The organism is Streptomyces sp. NPDC094448 (assembly GCF_044763775.1).
In the GTDB taxonomy this organism is placed as follows: domain Bacteria; phylum Actinomycetota; class Actinomycetes; order Streptomycetales; family Streptomycetaceae; genus Streptomyces.
Genome location: NZ_JBIWGU010000014.1, coordinates 1 through 24726, shown reverse-complemented (window position 1 = coordinate 24726; position 24726 = coordinate 1). Strand labels below are relative to the sequence as shown.

18 protein-coding genes are annotated in these 24726 nt (G+C 73.7%); 7 read left to right on the top strand and 11 right to left on the bottom strand.

Translation table 11 applies throughout. The features are described from left to right. Positions 1 to 22 precede the first annotated feature (22 nt). Positions 23 to 2365 carry a protein translocase subunit SecD gene (gene secD, locus ACIQ9E_RS25290; protein ID WP_403710668.1) on the bottom strand — a complete coding sequence of 781 codons (2343 nt, stop codon included), beginning with the start codon at positions 2363 to 2365 and terminating at the stop codon, positions 23 to 25. Positions 2366 to 2613: 248 nt separating this feature from the next. Beyond that, positions 2614 to 3009, bottom strand: coding sequence for a hypothetical protein (locus ACIQ9E_RS25285; protein WP_403710666.1), 396 nt, complete (start codon positions 3007 to 3009; stop codon positions 2614 to 2616). 1360 nt (positions 3010 to 4369) lie between these two features. Between ACIQ9E_RS25285 and ACIQ9E_RS25280 the strand changes: the two genes are divergently transcribed. Continuing rightward, positions 4370 to 5209, top strand: a complete 840-nt coding sequence (locus tag ACIQ9E_RS25280) for a nitroreductase/quinone reductase family protein (RefSeq protein WP_403710664.1) — start codon at positions 4370 to 4372, stop codon at positions 5207 to 5209. Between the two features lie 83 nt (positions 5210 to 5292). Here the strand turns inward: ACIQ9E_RS25280 and ACIQ9E_RS25275 are convergent, their stop codons facing one another. From ACIQ9E_RS25275 to ACIQ9E_RS25255, 5 genes are all read right to left on the bottom strand, one after another. Next, positions 5293 to 6543, bottom strand: coding sequence for a glycosyltransferase (locus ACIQ9E_RS25275; RefSeq protein WP_403710662.1), 1251 nt, complete (start codon positions 6541 to 6543; stop codon positions 5293 to 5295). 302 nt (positions 6544 to 6845) lie between these two features. Beyond that, a complete protein-coding gene (locus tag ACIQ9E_RS25270) occupies positions 6846 to 9314 on the bottom strand; it encodes a SpoIIE family protein phosphatase (protein WP_403710660.1) in 2469 nt (822 codons plus the stop codon). A gap of 289 nt (positions 9315 to 9603) precedes the next feature. Then, on the bottom strand, positions 9604 to 10719 hold the full coding sequence (locus ACIQ9E_RS25265) for a FecCD family ABC transporter permease (RefSeq protein WP_403710658.1): 1116 nt from the start codon (positions 10717 to 10719) through the stop codon (positions 9604 to 9606). Beyond that, positions 10716 to 11750, bottom strand: coding sequence for a FecCD family ABC transporter permease (locus tag ACIQ9E_RS25260; RefSeq protein WP_403710656.1), 1035 nt, complete (start codon positions 11748 to 11750; stop codon positions 10716 to 10718). The genes ACIQ9E_RS25265 and ACIQ9E_RS25260 overlap by 4 nt, the downstream gene beginning before the upstream one ends. Before the next feature lie 23 nt (positions 11751 to 11773). Next, positions 11774 to 12820, bottom strand: a complete 1047-nt coding sequence (locus ACIQ9E_RS25255; protein WP_403710654.1) for an iron-siderophore ABC transporter substrate-binding protein — start codon at positions 12818 to 12820, stop codon at positions 11774 to 11776. Positions 12821 to 13187: 367 nt separating this feature from the next. On the opposite strand from ACIQ9E_RS25255, the gene ACIQ9E_RS25250 reads away from it, so the two are divergent. Then, positions 13188 to 14000 (top strand): SAM-dependent methyltransferase, encoded by an 813-nt coding sequence (locus ACIQ9E_RS25250; protein ID WP_403710652.1) that lies wholly within the window; start codon positions 13188 to 13190, stop codon positions 13998 to 14000. Between the two features lie 99 nt (positions 14001 to 14099). On the opposite strand, the gene ACIQ9E_RS25245 is transcribed toward ACIQ9E_RS25250, so the two are convergent. Continuing rightward, on the bottom strand, positions 14100 to 15011 hold the full coding sequence (locus ACIQ9E_RS25245) for a helix-turn-helix domain-containing protein (RefSeq protein WP_403710650.1): 912 nt from the start codon (positions 15009 to 15011) through the stop codon (positions 14100 to 14102). Between the two features lie 86 nt (positions 15012 to 15097). Continuing rightward, the gene (locus ACIQ9E_RS25240; protein WP_403710648.1) at positions 15098 to 15349 is read right to left on the bottom strand and encodes a DUF397 domain-containing protein; all 252 of its coding nucleotides are present in this window, start codon (positions 15347 to 15349) and stop codon (positions 15098 to 15100) included. 539 nt (positions 15350 to 15888) lie between these two features. Between ACIQ9E_RS25240 and ACIQ9E_RS25235 the strand changes: the two genes are divergently transcribed. Next, complete coding sequence (locus ACIQ9E_RS25235) at positions 15889 to 17004, top strand: amidohydrolase family protein (RefSeq protein ID WP_403710646.1); 1116 nt, start codon at positions 15889 to 15891, stop codon at positions 17002 to 17004. A gap of 16 nt (positions 17005 to 17020) precedes the next feature. Here the strand turns inward: ACIQ9E_RS25235 and ACIQ9E_RS25230 are convergent, their stop codons facing one another. Then, on the bottom strand, positions 17021 to 18364 hold the full coding sequence (locus ACIQ9E_RS25230; RefSeq protein WP_403710644.1) for a tetratricopeptide repeat protein: 1344 nt from the start codon (positions 18362 to 18364) through the stop codon (positions 17021 to 17023). A 192-nt stretch (positions 18365 to 18556) separates the two neighbouring features. Between ACIQ9E_RS25230 and ACIQ9E_RS25225 the strand changes: the two genes are divergently transcribed. From ACIQ9E_RS25225 to ACIQ9E_RS25215, 3 genes are all read left to right on the top strand, one after another. Beyond that, entirely contained in the window at positions 18557 to 19891 is a 1335-nt protein-coding gene (locus ACIQ9E_RS25225; protein ID WP_403710642.1) for a M64 family metallopeptidase, read from the top strand. Between the two features lie 187 nt (positions 19892 to 20078). Next, on the top strand, positions 20079 to 20420 hold the full coding sequence (locus ACIQ9E_RS25220) for a hypothetical protein (protein WP_403710640.1): 342 nt from the start codon (positions 20079 to 20081) through the stop codon (positions 20418 to 20420). A 114-nt stretch (positions 20421 to 20534) separates the two neighbouring features. Continuing rightward, positions 20535 to 21518, top strand: coding sequence for an aldo/keto reductase (locus ACIQ9E_RS25215; RefSeq protein ID WP_403710638.1), 984 nt, complete (start codon positions 20535 to 20537; stop codon positions 21516 to 21518). A gap of 63 nt (positions 21519 to 21581) precedes the next feature. On the opposite strand, the gene ACIQ9E_RS25210 is transcribed toward ACIQ9E_RS25215, so the two are convergent. Continuing rightward, the gene (locus ACIQ9E_RS25210) at positions 21582 to 23132 is read right to left on the bottom strand and encodes a glycoside hydrolase family 6 protein (protein WP_403710636.1); all 1551 of its coding nucleotides are present in this window, start codon (positions 23130 to 23132) and stop codon (positions 21582 to 21584) included. Positions 23133 to 23599: 467 nt separating this feature from the next. Between ACIQ9E_RS25210 and ACIQ9E_RS25205 the strand changes: the two genes are divergently transcribed. Continuing rightward, positions 23600 to 24580 (top strand): alpha/beta fold hydrolase, encoded by a 981-nt coding sequence (locus tag ACIQ9E_RS25205; protein WP_403710634.1) that lies wholly within the window; start codon positions 23600 to 23602, stop codon positions 24578 to 24580. Positions 24581 to 24726 lie beyond the last annotated feature (146 nt).

The window sequence follows — 24726 nt, the reverse complement described above, 5'->3', positions numbered from 1 at the left end:
CCCCCGCCGGAGCCGCCCGGCCTCAGACCACCGCCCCCGAAGGGTTCCCGTCACGTGCGGAGCGCACCGGCTCCCGGCGCGGCCGGTCGCGACGGCCCGAGGTCAGGATCACCGCCAGCGGCATCGCCGTGAACACCGTCGACGCCATTCCCGCCACGACCCCCGCCAGCAGCGCCACCGAGAAGTCCGCCAGTGAATCGCCGCCCAGCACGGCCAGGGCGGCCAGCACGAACAAGGCCCCCATACCCGTGTTGACGGTCCGCGGCAGGGTCTGCGCCACCGCCAGGTCCGCCAGATCGGGCCACGCCGCGCGCGGCGCCGAACGCCGCAGTTCCCGCAGCCGGTCCAGCACCACCACCGAATCGTTCACGGAATAGCCGACGACGGTCAGCAGCGCCGCCAGGAAGACGCTGTCGACCGGCTTCCCCAGCCAGGCGAAGAGCCCCACCACCAGCAGCACGTCCTGCGCCATCGCCGCCACCGCCGACACCGCGAAGGTCCAGCGGAACCGCAGCGCCAGATAGCCGAGCTGAGCCGCCACGGCCACCCCCAGCGCGATCAGGGCCTGGGTGCGCAGCTCGGCGCCGAGACTCGGCCCGATCCGCTCGTCCCGCTCCACCCGCGCCCCGTCCGCGACCGCACCCAGCGCCGCCGAGATCCGCGCCTGCTCCGCATCGGTCAGCTCCCCGGTCCGTACGGTGATCCCGCCCTCGCCGGACTCCTGCACCACGGCCCGCGGGAACCCGGCGTCCGACACGGCCCGCCGCGCGGTGTCCGCGTCGACGGTCCGCCCGGTCACGTACTCCGTCTGACGCCCCCCGGTGAACTCGACGCCGAATTCGAGACCGCGTACCCCGATCCCGGCCACCGCGGCCAGCAGCAGCCCGCCGCACAGCCCCAGCCACAGCTTCCGGCGGCGCATCAGCCTCGGCGGACGCTTCTCCAGCCGGGTCCGCAGCCTGCCCTTCGACGCGATCCCGGTCAGACCCGGCCGCCGCCGCACCCACGACCGGTGCAGGATCCACTCGGCGAACAGCCGCGTGATCACCATGGCCGAGACGAGGGACGCCAGCACACCGATCGCGAGCGTCACCCCGAAGCCCTTGACCGGGCCGACCGCGAAGGCGAACAGCAGCCCCGCCGCCAGCAGCGTCGTCACATGGGAGTCCGCGACCGCGCTCCACGCCTTGCGGAAACCGGTCCGCAGCGGTTTCCGGGGATCGGCCGCGTCCCGTTTCCCGCGCGGGAACTCCTCCCGGGCCCGTTCGAAGACCAGGACGTTCGCATCGACCGCGATCCCGATCGCCAGCACGAACCCGGCGAGCCCGGGGAGGGTGAGCGTCGCCCCCAGCGCCACCACGACGGCGTACGAGATCAGCCCGTACAGCGCCAGCGCCACCGTGGCCAGCAGCCCCAGCAGCCGGTACACGACGACGATGAACACACCCGTGCACACCAGCCCGATGACCGCCGCCCAGAAGCTCGCCCGGATCGCGTCCTCGCCCAGCGTGGGGCCGACGGTGCTCTGATGGACGGTGGTGACCGGCACCGGCAGCGCGCCGCCCTTCACCAGGGCGGCCAGCTCCCGCGCCTCGTCCCCGCCGAAACCTCCTGTGATCTGCGCCGAACCGCCCGCGATGCCCGCGCCGCAGGCCACCGTGCGTTCCATCCCCGGGGCCGACACGATCCGGTCGTCGAGCACGATCGCCACCCGCCGCGCCGGATCGCCCGGCGCGGCACAGGCCGCCTGCCCGGTGATCCGCGCCCAGTCCTTCGCGCCGCTGTCGCGGAAGGCGAGATCGACGGTCCAGCCGCGCCCCGACGAAGGGTCGAGCACGGCCTCGGCGTCCTTGACCCCGTTCCCGGTCAGTGCCGGAGGCGCCAGGGCCAGAAAGCTGCCCGGCGCGTCCGGGTCGGCGAGTACCCGGGACCCGTCGGCGGCCGGGGCGCTCGCGGGCCCGGCCACCGTGCCCCGGACGGGGTGGAAGGCGAGCTGGGCGGTCCGGCCGATCGCCGCCGCCGCCTCACGGGGGTTGTCGACCCCGGGCAGTTCGACGACGATCCGCCGGTCCCCGGAGCGGGCGAGGGACGCCTCGGCGACCCCGAGCGCGTCCACCCGCTGGCGGAGCACCTCCAGGGTCCGGTCCGTGGCGGCGGCGTCGGCCCGCACGGTGGGGGAGTCCCGGGTCTCCAGGACGATCCGGGTACCGCCCCGCAGATCGAGCCCCAGCCGCGGGGCCGAGGTCAGGGCGATCAGCAGGGAGACCGCGACGACGGCGAACGCGGCGAGCGCCCGCCACAGATTGCCGCGGGGTGCGCGCGAGGTACGTGATGTGCGCGAGGTGGATGAGGTACGGGAAGACATGACTGCTCCACGGGCAGTCCGCGGACGTGACGCGTCAGCGGACACGGGAAGAGGTCCGGGCCCGGTCGGACGGCCGCGCGGGGGCGGCACGGGACGACGGCACCGGAGGGCGCGCGTCCGCCACCCCGGCGGGGTGCGGGGACGCGACGGAGGCGGCGGCCGCCGGGGCAGTGTCCGCGGAGCGGTCCCGTCCGCCGATGGGCCGGACGGGAGGCGCCGGGCACGACCGGAGGGCGGTCGCCGGAGCGTCAGTTGCCGTGGAGAGAGGGGGGTGCCCTGGTACGGGGGGTGCCGACGCCGCGGGCCGGGGGCGCGCGCTCCTGCCGCGGGCCGACCGCATCGCGGTCCGTCACCGGCTGCGGCAACACCGTGGTCACCGGCCCGGACGCCGCCGTCGGCGGACCGGCCGGCCGGTCCCCGCTGTCCGCGGCGACCACCGTCTGCACGGGGGCGACGGGGGTGCGGCGCGGATCGGGGCGCGTGGCCGAAGCGGCCCGCTGGAGCGTGTCGGCGCGGACCGGGGTGACCGCGTTCGCCCCGACGGCCGTGGCGCTCGGAGCGCCGGACACCGGGGATCCGCCGGTCAGCGCGGCGAAGGCGGTCCACAGGGCGAGCAGCAGGACCGGCAGCAGGGTCGACAGCACGATGCGTGAGTACCGCCGCACACCGACCCCCTCCCGGCCGTGGACCTCTGCCGGTCACAGCCTAGGCGACGCCGTCGGCCGGGAACGCGGTGGCCCGGCGGTGGTCCGGGGAGGCCGTGCGGTGGCCCCGCGGCGGAGAGGAGCCGGGGCCGGTGGTCCCCCGCCGACAGGGGACCACCGGCCCACGGCCGTCCGGGCGGCACCTCTGCGGGTGCCCGGCACCCGGTAGTGGCCCAGCCGGGCGGTGGTGCCCTCGGCGCCACCGCCCGGCCCGGCCACGGCGGCGGGAGCGGCCGGCACCGTCACGGTCACCCCGGCGGCGCGGCCGTCCGGCCGCGCGCGCCGGAAGGTGCCGCTGTGGGGGGACGAGCGCCGGAACTGCACCGCTTCCTCCGGGTGGATACAGGACCCGTTGGGGGGCGGGCCCGTTGAGAACGCCGGAGTGGACAGGACCCGGGGACTCAATCCAGGTCATGGCCCTGACAAGCGGCGCGCTAGGAATCCTGGACTCCGGGGGCCCGTCGGAACAAGAACGTCTTTTGGCCGCGCTACGCGCGTCCCGCACGGATGAAGCGCGATGTCCGGGCCGGGTCCCGCGGGCCGCGCCCGGACCGGGACCTCCGGTCGGCGGAGGCAGGGCAAGGCCCCCCGCCGGCCGGCCTTCGTCCCCGCGGAGGCGTACCGGGCCGCACCAGGGGTGGAGTCCCCGCCGTGTTCGATCGGCGGCCGATCGCGGGCCAGCTCAGCGCGGGCCGGGGAATCGAACGGAATTGGGCGCAGGGCGAAGTGACGCCCTCTCATATTTTCGCAGGGTTCCTGGGTAATGCCCGGGTCCGGAAGCCGCTCCCGTGCCTCCCGGTGCCACGCTTCTGACCTGCTGTTCCCCTGGTCCGGTCGGCGGTCCGGCCGTGCCGGGTGCGGCGCCGCCGCCCGCGAGGGGATCCGGGAATCCCTCACGTCCGGGCGGTATGGCGGGCTATGCCCGTTGTCATGGTGTGGCCGGAAATGGTGGTCGGATGCCCCCGGCGGGCATCCGGGGGCGGAAGTTCCGCCGCCCGTCGCCGAAACGGCGGTAGCGCGCGGTGGAACGGGTATCCCCGGGTGATCGAACGGAAGTGCGTTGCGGCCCTCCCGGCAGTGTGGTTACTGTCGGCGACGTGACTACCGGGTCGGCCTCGCGCCATGATCACAAAGGGTTCCCGGCCTCGGAGTGACTCCGGGGCGGGCGAGAGCCCCGCCGCACCTTCTTCCTCCCCCCGAGCACCATCGCCCCGGGCCGTTCCGAAACGGCCCGTCCCGACCCGCCGGAACCGTCCGGCCGGCCGGCCGCGGGCGTTATCGGATTTCACGGAAGAAGAGCATGGCCAACGATTTCAACCAGAAGATCATCGAAGAGTTCCGGGCCGACGACGGCAGGGTCGGCGGTCCGTTCGAAGGAGCCCGGCTCCTGCTGCTGACCACCACCGGTGCCCGCAGCGGCGCCCCGCACACCACACCCCTCGGCTATCTGCCGGACGCCGACGGGCAGGTCCTCGTCATTGCCTCCGCGGCGGGCGCCCCCCGTCACCCCGCCTGGTACCACAACCTGGTGGCGAACCCCCGCGTCCAGGTCGAGACCGGCGTCTTCACCTACGAGGCGGACGCCGTCGTCCTCACCGGCGAAGAGCGCGATGCGGCCTTCGCCCGCGCCGTGGAGAGCGACGACGGCTGGGCCGCGTATCAGAGCCGTACCACCCGGACCATCCCCGTCGTCTCCCTCCGGCCGGTCGCCGACGGCGGACCGCCCACCATCAGCGGCCCGCAGTCCTTCGGCGACGCCCTCATCCGCATCCACGGGCTTCTGCGCCGCGAACTCGCACTGATCCGGCAGGAGGTCGCGGCCTCCGGCACCAGCCTCGGCGCCCAGCTCCGGGTCAACTGCCTCAGTCTCTGCCAGGGGCTGCACAACCACCACGAGGGTGAGAGCCGGGGCATGTTCCCGATGCTGGCACAGCAGTTCCCCGAGGCGGCCGCCGTGCTGGCCCGGCTGGAGGACGAGCACCGGAGGGTCGCGGAGCTGATCGGCGAACTCCAGCGAGCCGTCAGCGGGGAGAAGCCCGACGCGGCGGCCGTCCTCGCCGAGGTCGACCGGCTCTCCGCCGAACTGGAAGCACATCTGCTGTACGAGGAGGAGCAGCTCATACCGCTCTTCGAACAGTAGGGACCCGCGGAATCGTACGGACCCCCGCCCTGGGCCGGTGTGCCCGGGGCGGCCGTACCCCTCCGACCGCCGCCCGGCCGGTCTCAGCCTCCGGCGCGGGCCTCGACCGCCTCCAGCACCGGCCCGACCCCGTCCTCCCGGGCCAGCAGCGCCGCCAGCGTCCGGGCCCGTACCCGGTAGCTCTCGTCCCCGGTGGCCTTCCGCAGCGCGGCGGTGAGCGCGGGGGCCGTCAGCCTGCGCAGCGGTACGGCGCCGGGCGCGACGCCCAGAGAGGTGAGCCGGGCCGCCCAGAACGACTGGTCGAACTGGACGGGCACCGGCACCGCGGGGACGCCCGCCCGCAGCCCGGCCGCCGTGGTCCCGGCGCCGCAGGCATGGACGACGGCGGCGGTCCGGGGGAAGAGATCCCGGTGCGGCACCTCGCCGATGGTCAGCATGTCGTCGCCGTCGGCCCGCAGTCCGGCCCAGCCGGACTGGATCACCCCGCGCAGGCCCGCCGCGCGCAGCGCCCGGACCACCGTCGCGCCGACCTGTTCGGGATCGGGTGTGGTGGCACTGCCCAGGCCCACGAAGACCGGCGGGGGGCCCGCGTCGAGGAAGGCGCTCAGTTCGGCGGGGAGTGCGGCGGCGGGGGAGTCGTACGGCCACCAGTAGCCCGCGATCCGCAGTCCGGGCCGCCAGTCGGCGGGCCGGGGCACGATCCGTTCGCTGAAGCCGTGGAGCACCGGCCAGTCCCCGGCCTCCCGGGCCCGCCGGGCGGCCCGTGACCCCGCGCGGGGCAGCCCCAGTCCGGCCCGCAGCTCATGGACCGCTTCCGTGAAGATCGCATCGACGGCCGCGTTCACCCCCCGGGCCGCCAGCCGGTTCCCGGGCCGCCCCAGGGACCGTGTTCCGGTCATCGGCGGCGGGAACTCCCCGGTGGCGGCGTGCGGCTGGAGGTATACGCCGATGCTGGGCAGGTTCAGCCCCTCGGCGATCGCCAGGCCCAGCGGAGCCACCGAAACCGACAGCAGCAGTACGTCGCTGTCCTCGGCCGCCGTCAGCAGCCCCTCCGCCAGCTCTCCCGCCACGGCCCGCGCCAGCGCGACCACCCGCACCAGCTTTCCCGCCCCCGTACCGCTGCGGTGCAGTCCGCGCCCCGCGGCCGACTCCAGTTCGGCCCGCGGATCGACGGGCAGCGTACGGAAACCGATCCCCGCCGCCTCCGCCAGCGGCCCGAACCGTTCGTGGGTCACCAGGGTGACCTGGTGTCCGGCCCGCGCCAGACCGTGCCCGAGCCCGGTGAACGGAGCCACATCGCCCCGGGAGCCCGCCGTCATGACCGCCACTCGCATGATCGCAGTATGGCCCGGCGGGAAGCCCGAGCGGCTGCACACGGTCCGGCCCGTCCGGATCCGGCCGGCGCGAAAACCCCACCCGAACCGGGCTGCCCGGAGCCACCGGTCGACGAAGAGGTATCGGGCGCCGGGACCGGTCCCGTACCGGACCCGCGGTCACCGGGTGGCGATCCGGCCCCCCGGCCGGATCGCCCGTATCCAGGGACGGCGCGCAAACGGTACAGCCACGGGCAACCCGCCCGCAGTGGCGCCGGTGCCTTCAGGCCACCGCCCGTCCGGACCCGCCACCCGCCCTCGCGTCAGCCCGGCCGCTCCGCACCCCCTGCCCCGTCCGGCTCCAGCTCCACCGCCGTCTCCGCCCACACCCGCTTGCCCCCGGAGAGAGGCAGCGAACCCGACGCCGTCGCAAGCGCCTTGACGAGCAGCAGCCCCCGGCCCGAGGTCGCGTCCGGGTCCAGCACGATCGGCCGCATCGGCCCGCGCGGAGACGAGTCGTCGACCGCGATCCGCAGCTTCGCACCGGACAGCGTCAGGCCGAGACCGACCTGCCCCCGGGTATGCGCCACCGCGTTCGTCACCAGCTCGGACACGATCAGCAGCGGTACGTCCAGCGGCCCGGCCGCGCCCCACGACCGCAGGGTGCGCGCGGTGAACCGGCGGGCGTGCACGATCGCGTCCGGCAGCCGCCACACCGCCCAACGGGCCCGCCGCGGCCGGACGTCCGTACCGTCGTAGCGCAGCAGCAGCACCGCCACATCGTCGTCCCGCCGCTCCACATTGGTCAGCAGCTCGTCGGCCGCCCGCCCCGGATCCGCCGGGTCGATCGCCGACAGCAGGGTCCGTAACCGGGCCATCCCGTCGTCCAGCGGCAGGTCCGCCGCCTCGACCAGACCGTCCGTCAGCAGCGTGAGGACCGTCCCCGGCTCCAGCTTCGCCTCGGTCATCGGGTACTGCGCGTCCGGTACGACCCCGAGCGGCGGCCCGCCGCGTACGGCCAGCTCCTCGGTGGCACCGCCCGGGTGCCGCAGCAGCGGAGCCGTATGACCCGCCCGCACCAGCAGCGCCGACCCGTCCTCCAGATCGAGGTCCACATAGCAGCAGGTCGCGAAGAGATCGGTCTCCATACCCGTCAGCAGCCGGTTCGCCAGGCTCAGCACCACATCGGGCGGATGGCCCTCCACCGCGTACGCCCGGATCGCCGTCCGCATCTGCCCCATGATGGTCGCCGCCTCCGCGCTGTGCCCCTGCACATCGCCGATGACCAGGGCCACCCGCCGGTCCGGCAGCGGTATCACGTCGTACCAGTCGCCGCCGACCTCCAGACCCTCCGTCGCCGGCAGATAGCGGGCCACGGCCCGCGCCCCCGGCAGCCGGGGCAGGGTGCGCGGCAGCAGGCTCCGCTGGAGAGTACGCGCCAGCTCGGTGCGGGCGTCGAGGGTATGGGCCCGCATCAGCGCCCGGCCCACCAGACTGGCCGCCGCCGTCAGCAGGGACCTTTCCTCGGGACCGAACCGGTGCTCCTCGTCCCAGCCCACCAGACAGACGCCGACCACCCGGCCGTCGGACTGGAGCGGCAGCACCGCGAGACCCCCGGGGCCGACGTCCACCAGCCCCGGTTCGAGATCGGCCCCCGGCAGCCAGGCGGTCACGGCCCCCTCCCGCAGCGCCCGGCGGAGCGTGGGCAGCGCGCTGCCGGCCGCGTCCGGCCACTCCGAACGCCATTCGGTACGCCACAGACCGGGCCAGGCCTCCGGTTCGGGCGGATCGAGCAGGGTGACGAAGAGCCGCTCCGCCACCACCTCCGCCACCGCGACCCGGCTCGCACCCAGCGGCACCCGCAGCGCGGCGACCGCCGTCTCGCTCACCTCACGGACCGTCGCCGCACCCGCCAGCGCCGCCGACAGCCGCTGGACCTGCGAAACCTCATCGGCATTCGGCCGCAGATAGGCGGCGTCCGCGACGACCCCCAGCAGCCGGCCGGGCGTCCCGTCGGACGCCACCAGGATCCGGCAGCGCAGCCCCAGCCACCGCAGCTCACCGCTCAGACAGCGGACCCGGAAGGCCAGTTGATGCTCCGGGGGAGCCCACGGTCCCGGCTCCACCACCGACATCAGCGCCGGAATATCGTCCGGTACGGCACAGGCGATCAGAGTCGCCGCCCGGCCGTCGAACTCCCCGGGCGGCAGACCGAGGAGGTCGAGCACCTGATCGTCGGCGGTCATCGCGCCGGTCGCGAGGTCGACGACGAACGCCCCGCTGCGCACCGGCACCAGCCCGGCCCCGTCATCGGGGCGCCGCTCCCCGCGCCGTACCAGCCGGGATTCGAAGGCCTCGACCCGGGCCGCCACCTGGTCCGCGTACAGCTCCAGAAGTAATCGGCGGTCGGCGTCGAAACCCCCGGGGGCCACCCCGGCCACCACCAGACAGCCGCGCCGCCCCGCGTGCCCGCCGAGCGGCAGCACGGCCAGGGAGGTGTCCGCGGGCCAGCCCGCGGCCGATTTCGCCAGCGCGGCCGTCTCGCCGTCCGCGTCCTCCGCGCCGGACGCGTCGGGGGCGGTGAGCGCGCCGGGGCCCAGCCAGTGGGGCCGCCCGGTGCGGAAGGCCTCGGCGACGGGGGAGCGGTCGGCGAGCCGGAGGGACGGCGGCATTCCGTACCCGGCCCCGGGTTCTTCCGCGGCCTCGGCGAGCCGCAGTCGGTCCCCTCCCTCGTCCAGCAGATACACGGCCGCACAACCGGCCCCGCAGAACGTAAAGTCTTGCCTGGTCAAGGCCCGTATCGCCCCCAAAGCCGCGGCCGTGCTCAGCTGTCACGGCGCCCGGGGCGGCCGGAACCGGCCGGACCATGAGGCCCCGCGCCGTGGTCGTCCACTCTAGGGTGCGGACCGCGTGCGGGGGGAGGGTTGGCACCACCGTGTACCGGGAAACGGCACGGACCCCGCCGCCCGCACTCTCCGGCGCCCGTCCCCCGCACCTCCCTGCCGCGGGCGCCACCCCTGCTCAGAGCACCCCCCGCCGCGCGAACGGCCCCGTCAGGGACCTCGCGGAGACGGCCCCGGCTCAGAGCCTTCCGCGCCGCCGCTCCTGCACCAGCAGCAGGCCGAGGTACGCCCCGCCGATCGCCATCGTGTAGATCCCGACCGGCAGATTGTCGAAGAGCGGCAACTGCTGTGCACAGAGATCGGCCAGCACCAGCAGCAGTGCCCCCGTCAGCCCCGACAGCACCAGATGCGGACCCGGCAGCCGGGTCAGCCGCTTTGCGACCTGCGGCGCGGTCAGGGCGATGAACGCGATCGGGCCCGCCACCGCGACCGCCCCCGCCGCCAGCACGATCGCCACCACCACGGCCAGGGATTTCGTCCGCCGGGGTTCGGCCCCCAGCCCCTGGGCGATGTCGTCACCCATTTCGGCCGCGCCGAGCGGCCGGGCCAGCAGCGCCAGCGGAACCACCGCAGCCAGCAGCACCAGACCGATCGTCGTCGCGTCCTCCCATGACCGGGACGACAGACTGCCGTTGATGTACGCCGTCAGCGCGGACGCGTTGTCCCGCTCCATCGCGTACACGACGTACTGCGTCATCGCCTGGCAGATCGCCGCCACCCCGATGCCCGCGACCACCAGCCGCGCCGGATTGCGGAAACCGGTGCCCGTCGACACATAGACGAGCACCATTGCGAGGACTGCCCCGAGGAGCGCGCCGGCCGGGACCGGGAGGGTGCCCGGCAGGAACAGCGCGGCCATCGCCGCCCCCGCGCCCGCCCCCGCCGCCACCCCGATCACATCCGGACTGCCCAGCGGATTGCGGGTGGCCGACTGGAACAGCGCGCCGGACAGCCCCAGCGCGACCCCGGTGCCGACGGCGACCACCAGCCGGGGTCCGCGCAGCCGCTCCAGGACGAAGGCGTCCCGGCCCTCGGCACCGCCGCCCAGCGCCGTACCGAGTTCGGCGAGCGGGATCCCGAGCCGGCCCATCGAGAGGGTCGCCACCGCCGCGGCCGCGGTCAGCAGCAGCAGACCGAGGGCGACGAGGACGGCTGTGGGACGTACGGACACGGCGGCGTACGGACCGATCCGCAGCAGCCCCTTCGGGCGTCCGGCGGCACGCGGTACGGCCGGACCGGGGTACGGCGTCCCCCGCGGTGCCCGGTCGCGTACCCGTGTCTTCGGGGCGGTCATGCGTTCCCCCTCATCCGCCGCACCGCGACCAGCAGGGCCGGCGCGCCCACGAACGCGGTCACGACCCCGACCATCAGTTCCTGCGGGCGCAGCACGATCCGTCCCACCACATCGGCGAGCAGCAGCAGTGCGGGACCCGCCACGCACGAGAACAGGATCTGCCGGTGGAAGTCGACCCCGACGACGGCCCGCACCACATGCGGTACGGCCAGTCCGACGAAGGCGATCGGCCCCACCGCCGCGGTCGCGGAGGCGCTGAGCAGGGTCGCGGCGAACAGTCCGCCGGAGCGCACCAGCCAGGGCCGGGCACCGAGCGCGGCGGCCGTGGCATCACCCAGGGCCAGTGCGTTCAGCCCGCGCGCCAGCACCAGGGCCAGTACCAGGCCCGCGCAGGTGAACGGCAGCATCGCCCGGAACACCTCGAAGTCCCGGCCGCCCAGCGCGCCGACCACCCAGTACCGGTAGCTGTCGAATACCTGCGGCCGGGTCAGCGTCACGGCCTGGATGAACGCCATCAGTACGGCGGAGAGCACCGCCCCCGCCAGTACCAGCCGCACCTGGCTGCGGCCCGAGCCCCCGGAGCCGATCGCCAGGACGAGCACCCCCGCCAGCAGGGCGCCGGGCAGCGCCCACCACATGGCGGCCGTGCTGCCGCTCGCACCGAGGAAGGCGGCCGCGGTGACGATGCTCGCGGAGGCGCCCGCGTTGATGCCGAGCAGCCCCGGCTCGGCGAGCGCGTTACGGCTCACGCCCTGCATCAGGGTGCCCGCCACGGCGAGTGCGAGCCCGGCGAGCACCCCCAGCGCGGTCCGCGGATAGCGGCTCTCGACGACCGCGGTGAGCTGGGCGTCGGCCGTGCCCGAGAGCACGTCCACCACATCCCCGAACGAGGTCGTCCGGCTGCCGAACATGACACTGGCGAACAGGGCGAAGGCGAGGAGCAGCAGCCCCCCGGACATGCCGACAGCCCGCCGGGCGGTGCCCCCCGTACGGGAGACACCGCCCGGCGGTGCCGGTGAGATCGTGGCCATCTGGCGGTACGGTCCTTACCGTCCTACTTCTTGGCCGCGGCGACGGCCTTGTCGATCAGCGGCAGATAGCGGTCGACGACCCACGGCACGGTCAGCGGGTTGATGATGGAGGACGCGGTGACGAAGGAGGGCGTGTCACCGACGACGACGGCGCCCTTCTTGACCGCCGGGATGCCCGCGTACAGCGGCTGCTTCTCGATCTCCTGGCGGTTCTTCTCGTCCGTGTAGAAGGTGAAGACCAGGTCGCTGTCCTTCAGCTTCCCGGCGTTCTCCAGACCGATCAGCGCCGAGTCGGTGCCCTTGGTCTCCGGGAACTGGTTCACCACCGGGTCGACGGTGAGGCCGAGGGAGGAGACCATCTTGACCCGCTGCTCCTCTGGCTTGAACACGCCGAGGGTGCCGGGACCGCTGTTGTAGATGTACGAGAACTTCAGGTCCTTGTACTGGGGCCGGGTGGCCGCGGCGTCGGCGAGCTGCTTCTCGATGCCGGCGACGAGCTTCTTCGCCTCGTCGGGCTTGCCCATGGCCGTGGCGATGGTCTCGATCTGCTGGTCCCAGTTCGTGCTCCACGGCAGGTCCGGGTAGGCGATCGTGGGGGCGATGTCCTTGAGGACGTCGAACTGCTTCTGGGTGATACCCGACCAGGGGGCCAGGATCAGATCGGGGTCCAGCTCCAGGATCGCCTCGGTGTCCAGCTCCTCGCCGCCCGTGAACTGCTTGGGCAGCTTCTCGCCCTTCTTGGTCACGGCCTCGTGGATCCACGGCAGGTAGCCGGTCTTGTCGCTGCCCCAGGGGTAGCCCTCGATGCCGACCGGGGTGGTGCCGAGGGCTATCGCGGTCTCGGCCGAACCCTGGCCCAGGGTGACGATCCGCTTCGGGGCCGTCTTGATCTCCGCGGAGCCGAGGGCGCTCTTGATGGTGACGGGGAACGCGCCGCTGCTCTTGTCCGCGGAGCCGGAGGACTCCTTGCCGCCGTCGTCCTTCGAGCAACCGCCGACGGTGAGGACGACGGCGGCGGCCGTGGCCGCGGCGGCGAGGGCGCGACGACGTACGCGAGTGAACCCGAGCATGGATGTTCCTCAAAGGGTTGTGAGAGGTGCAGAACCGATGGCCGAAGCGCCGATCAGAGCCGGACGCAATCGAGTTAGGTAAGCCTAAGCTAATAATGTCTTGATGTTCAACTCTGGCCTGAAAGAGCCCTTGCCCGCCTCCCGAGGACCACGATCCCGAACCGGACACAGCCTGCCGGACGGCACTGAGCCGTGTCCGACAAACAGCGTCGTCCGCCCGCAGGGCGGGGCCTGCGGCTCCCCCCACCCGTGCCCGAAGGGCACAGGGGGAGAGTGTGCGTGCCGGGCGTCGCGGGCCGGACGGGATTTGTCGGACACGGCCTAGCATGGCACCGCTCAAGCGACCGAGGATGCAGGTGAGTACCGGATGCACACCACGTCGTGGCGCCCCGACGCCGTCGACACCACCGTGCCGAGCGTGGCCCGGATGTACGACTACTACCTGGGCGGCAGCGACCACTACGCCGCCGACCGCGTCGCCAGCGAGGAACTGCTGAAACGCGTCCCCAGCACCCGCACCCTGGCCGTCAACAACCGCCGCTTCCTCCAGCGCGTGGTCCGCGTCCTCGCCCGCGACTACGGCGTACGCCAGTTCATCGACCACGGCTCCGGCCTGCCCACCCGCGACAATGTCCACCAGGTCGCCCAGGAGGTCGACCCCGGCTGCCGGGTCGTGTACATCGACAACGACCCGATCGTCCTCGCCCACGGCCGGGCCCTGCTCGAAGAGGACGACCGGACCGCCGTCGTCCAGGCCGACCTGCGGGACACGGACGGCATCCTGCGCCACGCGGAGACCCGCCGGCTCATCGACTTCACCCGGCCCGTTGCCGCGCTCTTCGTCTCGGTCCTGCACTGCATCCCGGACGAGAGCGACCCGGCCGCCGTGCTGCGCCGGGTCGCCGGATCCCTCGTGCCCGGCAGCTTCCTCGTCGTCTGCCAGCTGGTCAGCGACCGTCCCGAGATCCGCGGCTACGTCACCGGCTTCATGGCGGAGGCGACCGGCGGCGCCTGGGGACGGGTCAGGGAGGAGTACGAGGTCCGTGCCTACCTCGACGGGTTCGAGATCCTCGCACCCGGTCTGGTCGAGGTGTCGCAGTGGCGGCCCGACAGCGACCTCGCCCCCGTACAGCAGACCGACGAATGGCTCGAATGGGGCGGTGTCGCCCGGATCGTCTGACGGCCCGTACCGGCGTCACAGTGCCGCGGCCCCGCCGCCTCCCTCCCGCGGCCGCGGATCCCGCCGGGCGCGGGGGAGCCGGACACCGGTGGGCCGCCCTCAGGGCGTACCCAGCAACCCGAGCTGTCTGCGCAGGACCTTCGCCGATTCCACGGGAGTCAGCGCACAGGCCCCCAGCCGGTCCAGCATGTCGCGGTACTCCTCCACCACCCGGGGCTTCTGGCTGAACGTCGAGTCCGTCAGATGCTCGACGTACACCGCGTCCTTCAGATCGCCGAGCGCAAACCGCAGAAACGTCACGCCAGTGCCGATGCCGATGGCCCCCGACACATCCAGCGGAGCCACCTGGAGCGTGACCCGCGGCCGCTCCATCATCTTCAGCAGATGCTCCAGCTGAGACCGCATCACCTCCCGGCCGCCCACCGCCCGCAGCAGCACGGACTCGTCGACGATCGCCCAGAGGCGCGGCGCATCCGGCAGGTCGAGCTGCCGCTGCCGCTCCTGCCGCAGCTCCACCCGGCGGATCGCGTCCCGGGCCGACAGCCCGCCGGGGCCCGCTTTGATCACGGCATGGGTGTACGCGGGCGTCTGGAGCAGCCCGGGAACATAGAACGGCTCATAGGTACGGATCCGCTCCGCCGCCCCCTCCAGAGCGACGAGCGGGGTGAAGAAGTCCGAGAGCACATCGCTGTACGAGCGCCACCAGTCGGACCGGTGCGACTGCTCCAGCAGCCGCATGAACTCCCCGACCCGCTCCTCGCCCCCCACTCCGTACAACCGCAGCAGTGCCAGGGCGTCGGGGCGTTTGCAGCCGTGCCGGCCGAGTTCGATCCGGCTGGTCTTCGAACGGGAGAAGCCGAGCCGGGAGTCCACGTCCGCGGGCTCCAGGCCCGCCGCGATCCGCAGTTCGCGGAGCTTGCCGCCGAGGATCAGCCGCAGCGCCGTGGGATTGTTCTCCACCGGGCCCAAGGGCCGGAGGAACCACGGCTCATGAGGGTCGGCTGCAACCATCGGGCGCTCCTGCGGATACGGGGAAAACGCCAGTATTCACCATGCCGCTGCGACCGGACGGAGCCCCCGTGCCCGCCCGGAGGTTCTCAGCCGATAACCGCGTCGAAATCGCCTGCGCGGGCACCCGCGACAAACGCGGCGACCTCGTCCCGCGTATAGATCAGCACCGGACCGTGGGGGTCGCGGGAGTTGCGGATCGCGACCGCGCCGTCCGGGAGCGCGGCCAGCTCCACACAGTTTCCCGTGGCATTGCTGTGACTGCTCTTCGTCCAGGTCACCGAGGACAGCGCGGACTCCCGCACACCTTTGTCGATCTGTTCCACTGCAAGGCCCCTCATCGAGCACGTATTTCAGCTTCCGGTCCTTGCGGTACCGGTCCGTCCACTCTCCACCGAAGCGAAACCCGGATGCAATCCCATATGCAATTGCACGCCGCCGGGCGGCCGGACTCCGCCCCCGCCACCACGGGCGCGGGGTCCCGTGCCGGGCCGCCGTCCCGCCGTGCGGGCTCACCCGGACGGCCCGGCCGCAACCGGCCCCGGTGCCCGCCGGGAACAGGGCGCCGTGAAGGGCCCGTCACCGGGCCGGCGCACCTTCCGGGGCGAGCGCGGCGGCCGTACCGGCGTCCTCCGGCCCCGCGTACGGTGGCCCCGCACCGGCGCCGTACGCCGTCGCCGCTGTCGAGGGCTCCCGTGCCCCGGCCGCGCTCCGCGTCACCCGCGGCGGCGCCACGGCGGTCACCCGCCCGGCCGCCCCCACCGCACCGGATCGCCCGCATTCGGGCGATCCCCGCCGCCGTACCGGCGTGTGCCCGGAGCCGGCCCCCCGCCACCGGCCCACAGTGGAACCCCACTCCCGCACCGACCAGGGAACGGCCATGTCATACGAGTCCCCGGCCGTGGGCCGCCGCAGTCTGCTGCTGATGGCCCCCGCCGCCGCGGCGGTGACCGTCGCCGCCCCCACCGGGGCCGCCGCCCACCCCGCCGCCGGACGTACCCCGTCCGGCTATCCCGGTGCCGACGCCCGGTCCGCCCGCATCGACGTCCACCACCACTACACCGCCCCCGAGTGGCTCGCCTGGGCCGAGCGGCAGGAAATGGTCTCGGCCGGCCAACTGCCCTGGTGGACCCGGTGGGAAGCGGCCGGCACCCTCGACGTGATGGACCGCGCCGGGATCGCGACCGCCGTCGTCAGCCCCGCCATGCCGGTCCGCGGCTTCGAATCCAGCGTCCAGCGCCGGGAGAGCATCACCGTCGCACTGGACGCCGTCGCCGGGCTGACCGCCGCCCACCCCGGCCGGTTCGCCTTCTTCACGCCCGTCTTCCCCGACGACCTCGAAGCCTCGCGCCGGTCCGTCGCCCGCGGCCTCGACGACCTCGGCGCCGTCGGCGTCCAGATGCGCGCCAACACCCGCGGCGTCTATCTCGGCGACCCTTCGCACGACCGCCTCTTCGCCGAACTGAACGAACGGTCGGCGGTCGTCAACACGCACCCGCACGAGCTGCCCGGTACCGACCCCGCCCGGCCCGCCGTCCCCGGAGTGCCCGCCTTCTACTGCGACTTCCCCCTCGACACCACCCGTGCCGCCGTCAATCTGATCCTCAGCGGCACCCTCGACCGCTACCCGAACCTCTCCTTCATCCTGCCGCACGGCGGCGGCTTCCTCCCCTTCATCGCGGACCGGATGGGCGCCTTCGCCCACTTCCTGACGCCGAAGGTCGAGGCCGCGCGGGTACGGGACTATCTGCACCGCTTCTACTACGACACCGCCGCGCCCCTCGGCGAGGCCGCCGCGGCCGCCCTGCTGGCCACCGCCGATCCGTCCCGCATCCTCTACGGCAGCGACTGGCCGGCCACGCCCGCCGAGACCCTCACCGGGGTCGCCGTACCCGCGCTCGACCGGGCCAGCGGGCTCACCCCGCTCCAGCGGCGGCGCGTCAACCGGGACAACGCCCTGCGGCTGATGCCGTCCCTGAAACGCCCCGGCTCCTGAACCGGCGCCCGCTCCCTCACTCCTCCGGGCGCGGGGGAGCGGCGGGCGGCGGCCCCAGCGTCGTCGTCCCGGGCGTGGCCCGGTACCCCAGGCCCGTACGGTAGGCGTCCATCGCCGCCTCCACCCGCCCGGACCGCCGCAGCAGATCACCCAGCAGCCGGCAGAGGTCCGCCAGGTCCCCGCTGGCACCGCTCCGCTCCAGCAGCGCCAGCGCCTTCACATAGTGTTCCTCCGCCGCCTCGGTCTCCCCGCGCTCCTCGGCGATCAGCCCGAGCAGCCGGTGCGCCCCGCCCGCGTGCACCGCGCCGTGCCGGGCGTCCAGCCTCAGCAGGGTCCCCGCCACCTCGGCCGCCTGGTCGTAGCGGCCCATGCGCCGCAGGACGTCCGCCAGCTCCACCTCGACCTGCGCGGTGAACAGCTCCGCGCGCCGGGCCCTGAGCATGTCCCGCGCGGTCCGCAGCTCCGCCTCGGCCAGGGCGAGTTCGCCGCCCTGGGCATGGACATAGCCCCGCATCCAGTGGCAGTGGGCGAGATCGGTGCCCAGCCTGAGCTGCCGGTATATGGCCTGGGCCTTGGCCAGTGACGCATCGGCGTCCGCGATCCGGCCCTCGGCGAGGAAAGTACGCGCCACCTGCCGGTGCATCCCCGCCACCAGCGCCGGATCGCTCACCCGCGGCGCCAGCGACAGTGCGAGTTCGGCCGCATGCGCCGCCCGGGCATGCGCCCCCATGTCGATATAGGGCCCGATGACGGCCGCGTACAGCAGTACCAGCGCCTCCGGATCGGCGAGGCCGCTGGTGCTCAGCTCCTCGATGGCCGACTCCAGCAGATAGCAGGCGTACCGCAGCTCACCGGTGAGCAGATGGGCCACCGCCCGGCCGCGTACGGCCCGCGCCCGCCGCGGCAGCGGGGCGTCGGCCAGCAGCCGTTCCGCCTCCTCGAAGTGTTCGAGGGCCCGGTCCAGATCCCCGGTCTCCAGCGCGCAGTCCCCGAGCCCGAGGGCCGCCTCCGCCTGCTCGGGGCCGAGGCCGAGCCGCTCCGTATCGGCCGCCACCTGCTCAAAGGCACCCGCGGCGGCCACGGCGGAGCCGGTGGCCAGCTCGCGCTGGGCGTCGGTGAGGGCGAGCCGCAGCTCGGTGGCGAGCCGGGCGGGCCGGCCGGTCGTCAGCTCCTCGACGGAGGTGTTGAGCCGGCCCGCGAGAAAGCGCAGCGCCGCCTCCGACGGCCGGACCCGCCCGGACTCGACGATGGAGATGTACGCGGGGGTGTACGAGGGCTCGGCGAGCTGACGCTGCGTCATGCCGAGCTGTTTGCGCAGCCGTTGTACCCGGCGGCCGATGCCGGTCTCTTGGTCCTCCATGGAATCCCCCTGCACCCAGACCCCCGTGCTGACTCGGACCCCCAGTATCGACGGTCGGCCGACCATTGCGCAGTCGGGTCCCGGACCCCTAGCTTAAGCACGCCGTTAAGTGGAGTTAAGTTCCCACTTAACTCCACTTGAATCGTCTCAGGGGAGGGGACCCGAATGCCCTCGTTCATCCGACGCGGAGCCTTGACCGCGGCCGGCGCCGCCGCCGCCGTCACCGCCGCCCTCGTCGTCGCGCCCGGTGCGACCGCCGATCCGGCGACCGCGGGGCCGACCGTACCGCCGAGGGTCGAGGTGGAGATACCCGGACCGGAGTCCGGCACCGCCGCCGGCTCCGGCCATACCCTCGTCCCGGCCGCCGGCCGGGACCGGCCGCACTCGAAGCTTTCGGCCGCCGAAGCCGCCGACGACGGCCGGGTCACCCGGCTCACCGGCGACGGCACCACCGCCGACCGGCTCGACATCGTCGTCATCGGGGACGGCTACACCGCGGCCGAACTGCCCCGCTTCCACAGCGACGCACGCGCCATCTGGAACCAGACCGCCGCCGTCGAGCCGTACACGACCTACCGCGGACTCTTCAACGTCTGGGCCGTCGACGCCGTCTCCAACGAGACCGGGGTCACCGGCGACCCGGACCGCGCCACCGTCCGCGACACCGCCCTCGGCTCCTACTTCTGGTGCGGCGACATCGAGCGGCTGCTCTGCGTCGACCAGGCCAAGGTCGACCGCTACGCAGCCAAGGCACCCGAAGCGGACCTGGTCATCGTCCTCGCCAACAGCGCCAAGTACGGCGGCGCGGGATACAACGAGCCCAGCCAGAGCCTCGGCTACGAGGGCATCGCGACCGCATCCGCGGGCAACCCCAAGTCCGGCCAGGTCGCCATCCACGAGACCGGGCACTCCCTCGGCAAGCTCGCCGACGAGTACTTCTACCCCGGCTACCCGGGCTACGAGCAGTACACCGGCCCCGAGCCCGCCGACGTCAACATCTCCACCCTCACCGCCGCCGGTATCGGCGCCGGACGCGTCAAATGGCACCGCTGGCTCGGCGAGACCTCGCCCGACGGCGGCACCGTCGGCGCCTACGAAGGCGGCGGCTACTTCGTCAAGGGCCTCAACCGGCCCACCGAGAACTCGATGATGCGCTCTGTCGACAAGCCGTTCAACCTGCCCGGCACCGAAGCGATGATCGCGGGCTTCTACCGCCACGCCGAGCCGGTCACCGCCGTCACACCCACGACGAGTGTCCTGCGGCTCCGCCACACCGCGAAGGCCGCCCCGGTGAAGCTGGCCGGGGCCGACGGCCGGCAGCTGACGCTCCGCTGGTACCTCGACGGCAAGGAACTGACCCGCTTCGCGGGCCGTGCCGAGGTGAAGGTCGCCCACCTCGCCCCGCGCCTGCTCGACCGGCGCGTCCACCGGCTCACCGTCACCGCCGAGGACCGCACGCCGTCGGTGCGCGACCCGAAGATCGCCGCGACCCTGAAGGGTTCGGTCACCTGGTCCGTGCGCTTCTGACCCGACGCTCCGTGCGGCGCCACTTCCCCGGCGCCGCACGGAACACCAGTCCACTTCCGGGCGCCCGTACGGCCCCATCCGCACCGCCCCCGTCCCACGGGTAACGCCTGGCCCGTTCCCCCTCCCCGGCCCGCCCGCCTTCCGTACCGTGGCATCCGGCGGAGGACACCGCGGACGGGGAGGTCGCGTGGACAGGGAACGGCGCCGGCGGATGATCGCCGAGGTCCAGGCCGAACGGGAGCGGCTGCTGCCGCTGCGCGCCGAGGCGACCCGTACCACCATCGCCCTGGTCCGGCAGAACACCGAACAGCCGCCGGAACTCGTGCCCTATCTGAACCTCGCCTTCCTCCTCGGCGTCCGCCGCACCCAGGGCCCCGACGCCGTACTCGCGTTCGCGCTCTCCCTCGCCAACTGGGCCGTCGCCACCGTCGACGAAGTCGCGCGCTACACCGGCCGGACCGCCGAACAGGTCGTCGACCAGTACGAGACCGACATCATGGCCGCCCACGCCGAACCCGACGAGGACTGACCCGGAGGGCTCCCCGATCGCGGCTTGACTTGGAGCGCACTCCAACAGGAATGCTCCTCATCAGGCCCGGCGAACAGCACGGGCCGACGATCCCAAGCACCCGAGGGGCCACCCGTGAAGTACCGTCAGATCGGCAGCAACCCGGCCAACAGCCGCACCGTCAGCGTGCTCTGCCTCGGCGCGATGCTCTTCGGCACCCGCACCGACGAGGACACGGCGTACGCCATCCTCGACCGCTACACCGAGGCGGGCGGCACCTTCGTCGACACCGCGAACAACTACGCCTACTGGCTGGACGACAGCCAGGGCGGGGTGAGCGAGGAAGTCCTCGGCCGCTGGCGCCGCAGCCGGGGCATCGGCGACGAGATCACCATCGCCACCAAGCTCGGCGCCCGCCCCCGGGCCCACGGCACCGGCTGGATAGAGAACGGCGACGGACTCTCCGCGGAGAACATCCGCATCGCCTCCGAGCAGAGCCGCGAACGCCTCGGCATGGACCGGATCCCCCTGCTCTACGCCCACGTCCGGGACCGGGCCACCCCGCTCGCCGAGACCGTCGAGGGCTTCGCCGCTGTCGTCGCCGACGGCACGGTCGGCCTCCTCGGCGTCAGCAACCACTGGGCCTGGCAGGTCGAGAGGTCCCGTGCCATCGCCGCGGCCGCCGGACTCCCCGGATACGAGGTCCTCCAGTACAGCCACAGCTACCTGCGCCGCCGCACCGACCGGCCCGACGCGACCCACGAGGAGGGCCCCGTCGGCTTCGTCGGCGGTGAACTCCTCACCTATCTCCGGGAGGAACCGCAGCTGGCCATGGTCGCCTACAGCCCGCTCCTCGGCGGCGGCTACACCAGCGAGGACCGTCTCGGGCCGGACTTCGACCACGCCGGGACCCCGGTCCGGCTCGCCGCCCTGGACGAGGTGGCCAAGGAGACCGGCGCCACCCGCAACCAGGTCGTCCTGGCCTGGCTCATCGGCGCCGAGATCCCGGTCATCCCGCTGGTCGGCGCATCCTCGGTGGCCCAGCTCGACGAGAGCCTCGCCGCCGTCGACCTGGAGCTGACCGCGGAGCAGCGGGCCCGCCTCGACGGCGCCCACTGACCTCCGCACCCCGTGGGGTACGGCCGGCGGGACCGGCCGTACCACGGGCGCACCGGCCCGGCGTCAGCTTCCGTCGATCAGCCGCAGCGCCAGCTCGGGGGAGAAATGCCCGGCCTTGGGCACCCCCGCCTCGCAGCGGGGATCCTCCTCCCGCCGGCCGTCGGAATCACCCGGATTCTTGATCCACAGGTAGTACGCGGCCGTGCCGCTCGCGCCACTTCCCTGACGTGATGTCAGCCCCAGTGTGCGGCCGCGGGGGTTGCAGAAATCACCCGGGGCCGTCGGCTGTACGGTGCCGTTCCGCCCGGTGTCCACCACCCAGGTGGTGGTGATGCCGAGGGTCTGGAGGGCCCGGGCCGCCAGCCTGCTCCCGTAGTCGTCGGAGACGGCGTTCGTCTGGAAGTTGGCCACGTTGACCGCGACCCCGTCGGCGTCGGCCAGCCCCGACCTGCCCAGCATCTCCACCATCTCCGCCAGGCCCATCGGCCCGGTGTCGTCGAACTGCTCCCCGAGGATCCACCGCGCGTTGCCCGCGTCGAGGTACGTCCGCACCAGCGGGCCCTGCGCGTCGAGCTGCCCGGTGGCGTAGGAGAGCATGTCGAAGCGGGCCGTGCGCTGGACCTCGGTCAGACACGGCGTGCCGTCGTGCTTGCGGTAGTCCCGGTCGGCCTGGGCAACCGCGTCGGGTTCCAGGACGACGATCGCGGGCCGCCCCCCGACCCCTCGGCTGAAGGCCGCGATCCAGTTCTTGTACGCCTGCGCCGTCCCCGGCACCGAGGGATCGGCCGACGCGCCGCCGCAGTCGCGCCCCGGAACGTTGTACGCCACCAGGGTCGGGATCTGCCCGGCGTCCGCCGCCGCCGTGACATAGCGGTCCACGGCGGCCTCCACCTCGGCGTCGGTCGCACCGGACCAGTTGCCGAACCACTTGACGGTGGTGTGGTCGGCGATCTTCGACCGGATCTCCGCCTTCCGCGGATGCCCGGTCGTATCACCGTCCGCCCACTGCCGCGCCGTGCTGTCCGGATCGGTGTAGAAGCCCTCGCGCGGCGTCGACGTGGTGAGGGAGACGTCGTCGAAGGTGAAACCCGTGTCCGCGGGCTGCCCGCCGACCTGGAAGGTGATCTGGCCGGTCGGCGTCGATACGGTGGAGCGGAACGTCCACTGGTGGCGTACGGTCCCGGGCCCCAGGGTCACCGTCCGGTCCAGCGGAGCCGTGAAGGCCCCGCTGTTCTCCTGGACGGTCACCCGGATGTCCGAGGCCCGCGACGCCGACGCCGCGAACGACAGCGTGTACAGCGCACCGGCCCTCAGCCGGATCTGGTTGCGCCCCAGCATCGCGTCCCATACCCGCGGTTTGTCGGTGCCCACGGAGGTGGTGAGCGCCCCCGGCCCGAAGGAGGTCGGACGGCCGGTGGAGGACCACCAGAGCCCGGCCGGGGGCGGCGCGGCGAAAGCACCCTCGGGGGTCAGTTCCCCGTACGTTCCCGCGGGTACGGCGAGGGGCGCGGGCGGGGGAGCGGAGGCCGCGGCGGCGGGTACGGCGCCCGGCAGGACCAGCGGGAAGGCCAGCAGCGGTACGGCCGCCCCGTACAGCCTCGTTCGTATGGACATATGCGGTTCGGAATCCCTTCGTACGGCGCCGGGAACGGGACCGGCTCCCCGTCGGACGCAAGGGGCCGCGGTGGCGTCCCGTCCGCCGCCCCCGGTCCGTCCCCCCGCGCGCCGTGACCGTGGAAACCTCCGGCCGTGGCACCCCATGCTCCCACGGCCCAACGACGGCAACCCCGCAACTCTCCCCGTTCCGCTCCGTGTTCAGCTGGGAGTTCCGCCCGCCGCACCCGTCCCACCCGGCCCGCGCAGCCCGTCCGGCGCAGTCCGCCGTCCGGCTTCCCGCCGCCTGAGCCCGGCAGCGGGCCCGGCGCGCCCCTCGCGATCACGCCGCGGCTGCTGTGCGGGGACCCGCCGGGCGCGTACCGTACCCGCGGGGTGTTCCGCCGGTACCGGTTGCAGCGGCAGCGGGCCCGGCGGACCGGACCTGGCGAGCGGCGTACGGCGGAGCGGCAGTCCTGGAGGAACGCATGGAGCGGCAGGCACGGCAGCTCACCCACCGGCTGGTGCCCTCCCCGGGCGGCCGGATCCATGTGGTGGAACAGGGCACGGGCCCGCTGGTGCTGCTGCTCCACGGCTTCCCCGAATGCTGGTACTCGTGGCGGCACCAACTGCCCGTGCTGGCGGCCGCCGGATACCGCGCGGCGGCCGTCGACGTCCGCGGCTACGGACGCTCCTCCCGGCCCTCCGGGGTGTCCGCCTACCGGATGGTGGAGCTGGTGGCGGACGGCGCGGCCGTGGTCCGGGCGCTCGGCGAGGAGTCCGCGGTCGTCGTGGGCCACGACTGGGGTGCGGCGATCGCGGCGAACTGCGCGCTGCTGGAGCCCGAGGTCTTCCGCGCGGTGGGGCTGCTGAGCGTGCCCTACGTCCCCCGGGGCGGATCCCGTCCCGGGGCGGTGTGCGCGTCCATGGGCGGCGAGGAGGAGTTCTACATCACCCGCTTCCAGCAGCGGGGGCGGGCCGAGGCGGAAATCGAGCCCGATGTACGGGGCTGGCTGGCGGGCTTCTACGCCGCGCTGTCCGCCGACACCATGCCTCCGCCCGGGGCCCCCGATCCGCTGTTCGTCCCCGTGGACGGGCTGCTGCGGGAGCGGTTCCCGGCCGGCGGACCGCCCGGCTGGCTGAGCGAGGGCGATCTCGACGTCTACGCGGGGGAGTTCGAGCGGACGGGTTTCACCGGTGCGCTGAACCGCTACCGGGCCATGGACCGGGACTGGGAGGATCTCGCCGCCTTCGACGGGGCGCCCGTCACCCGGCCCGCGCTCTACATCGGAGGCGCCCGGGACGCCGCGATGTCGTGGCTGGCCGCCGCGATCGACGCCCAGCCGGCCGTACTGCCGGGCCTGGTCTCCTCCCATCTGCTGGCGGACTGCGGCCACTGGGTCCAGCAGGAGGCCCCCGGCGAGGTCAGCCGTCTCCTCGTCGACTGGCTGGACGCGCTGCCCCGCTGACGGACGCCCGTCCCGTCCGGCTCCGGAACGGCCGTGGGGGGGGGGGGGGGGGGGGGGCGCCCGGGGGGGGGGGGGCGGGGGGGGGCCCGGGGGGGGGGGGCCCCCCCCCCCCGGGGGGGCGCTACGACCCACCCCAACACCCAAGG

Coding starts and splice junctions, on each gene's coding strand:
- ACIQ9E_RS25265 (WP_403710658.1), bottom strand. CDS start 10,719: ATGACCGCCCCGAAGACACGGGTACGCGACCGGGCACCGCGGGGGACG.
- ACIQ9E_RS25230 (WP_403710644.1), bottom strand. CDS start 18,364: ATGGAGGACCAAGAGACCGGCATCGGCCGCCGGGTACAACGGCTGCGC.
- ACIQ9E_RS25235 (WP_403710646.1), top strand. CDS start 15,889: ATGTCATACGAGTCCCCGGCCGTGGGCCGCCGCAGTCTGCTGCTGATG.
- ACIQ9E_RS25255 (WP_403710654.1), bottom strand. CDS start 12,820: ATGCTCGGGTTCACTCGCGTACGTCGTCGCGCCCTCGCCGCCGCGGCC.
- ACIQ9E_RS25275 (WP_403710662.1), bottom strand. CDS start 6,543: ATGCGAGTGGCGGTCATGACGGCGGGCTCCCGGGGCGATGTGGCTCCG.
- ACIQ9E_RS25240 (WP_403710648.1), bottom strand. CDS start 15,349: ATGAGGGGCCTTGCAGTGGAACAGATCGACAAAGGTGTGCGGGAGTCC.
- ACIQ9E_RS25205 (WP_403710634.1), top strand. CDS start 23,600: ATGGAGCGGCAGGCACGGCAGCTCACCCACCGGCTGGTGCCCTCCCCG.
- ACIQ9E_RS25210 (WP_403710636.1), bottom strand. CDS start 23,132: ATGTCCATACGAACGAGGCTGTACGGGGCGGCCGTACCGCTGCTGGCC.
- ACIQ9E_RS25280 (WP_403710664.1), top strand. CDS start 4,370: ATGGCCAACGATTTCAACCAGAAGATCATCGAAGAGTTCCGGGCCGAC.
- ACIQ9E_RS25245 (WP_403710650.1), bottom strand. CDS start 15,011: ATGGTTGCAGCCGACCCTCATGAGCCGTGGTTCCTCCGGCCCTTGGGC.
- secD (WP_403710668.1), bottom strand. CDS start 2,365: ATGTCTTCCCGTACCTCATCCACCTCGCGCACATCACGTACCTCGCGC.
- ACIQ9E_RS25260 (WP_403710656.1), bottom strand. CDS start 11,750: ATGGCCACGATCTCACCGGCACCGCCGGGCGGTGTCTCCCGTACGGGG.
- ACIQ9E_RS25250 (WP_403710652.1), top strand. CDS start 13,188: ATGCACACCACGTCGTGGCGCCCCGACGCCGTCGACACCACCGTGCCG.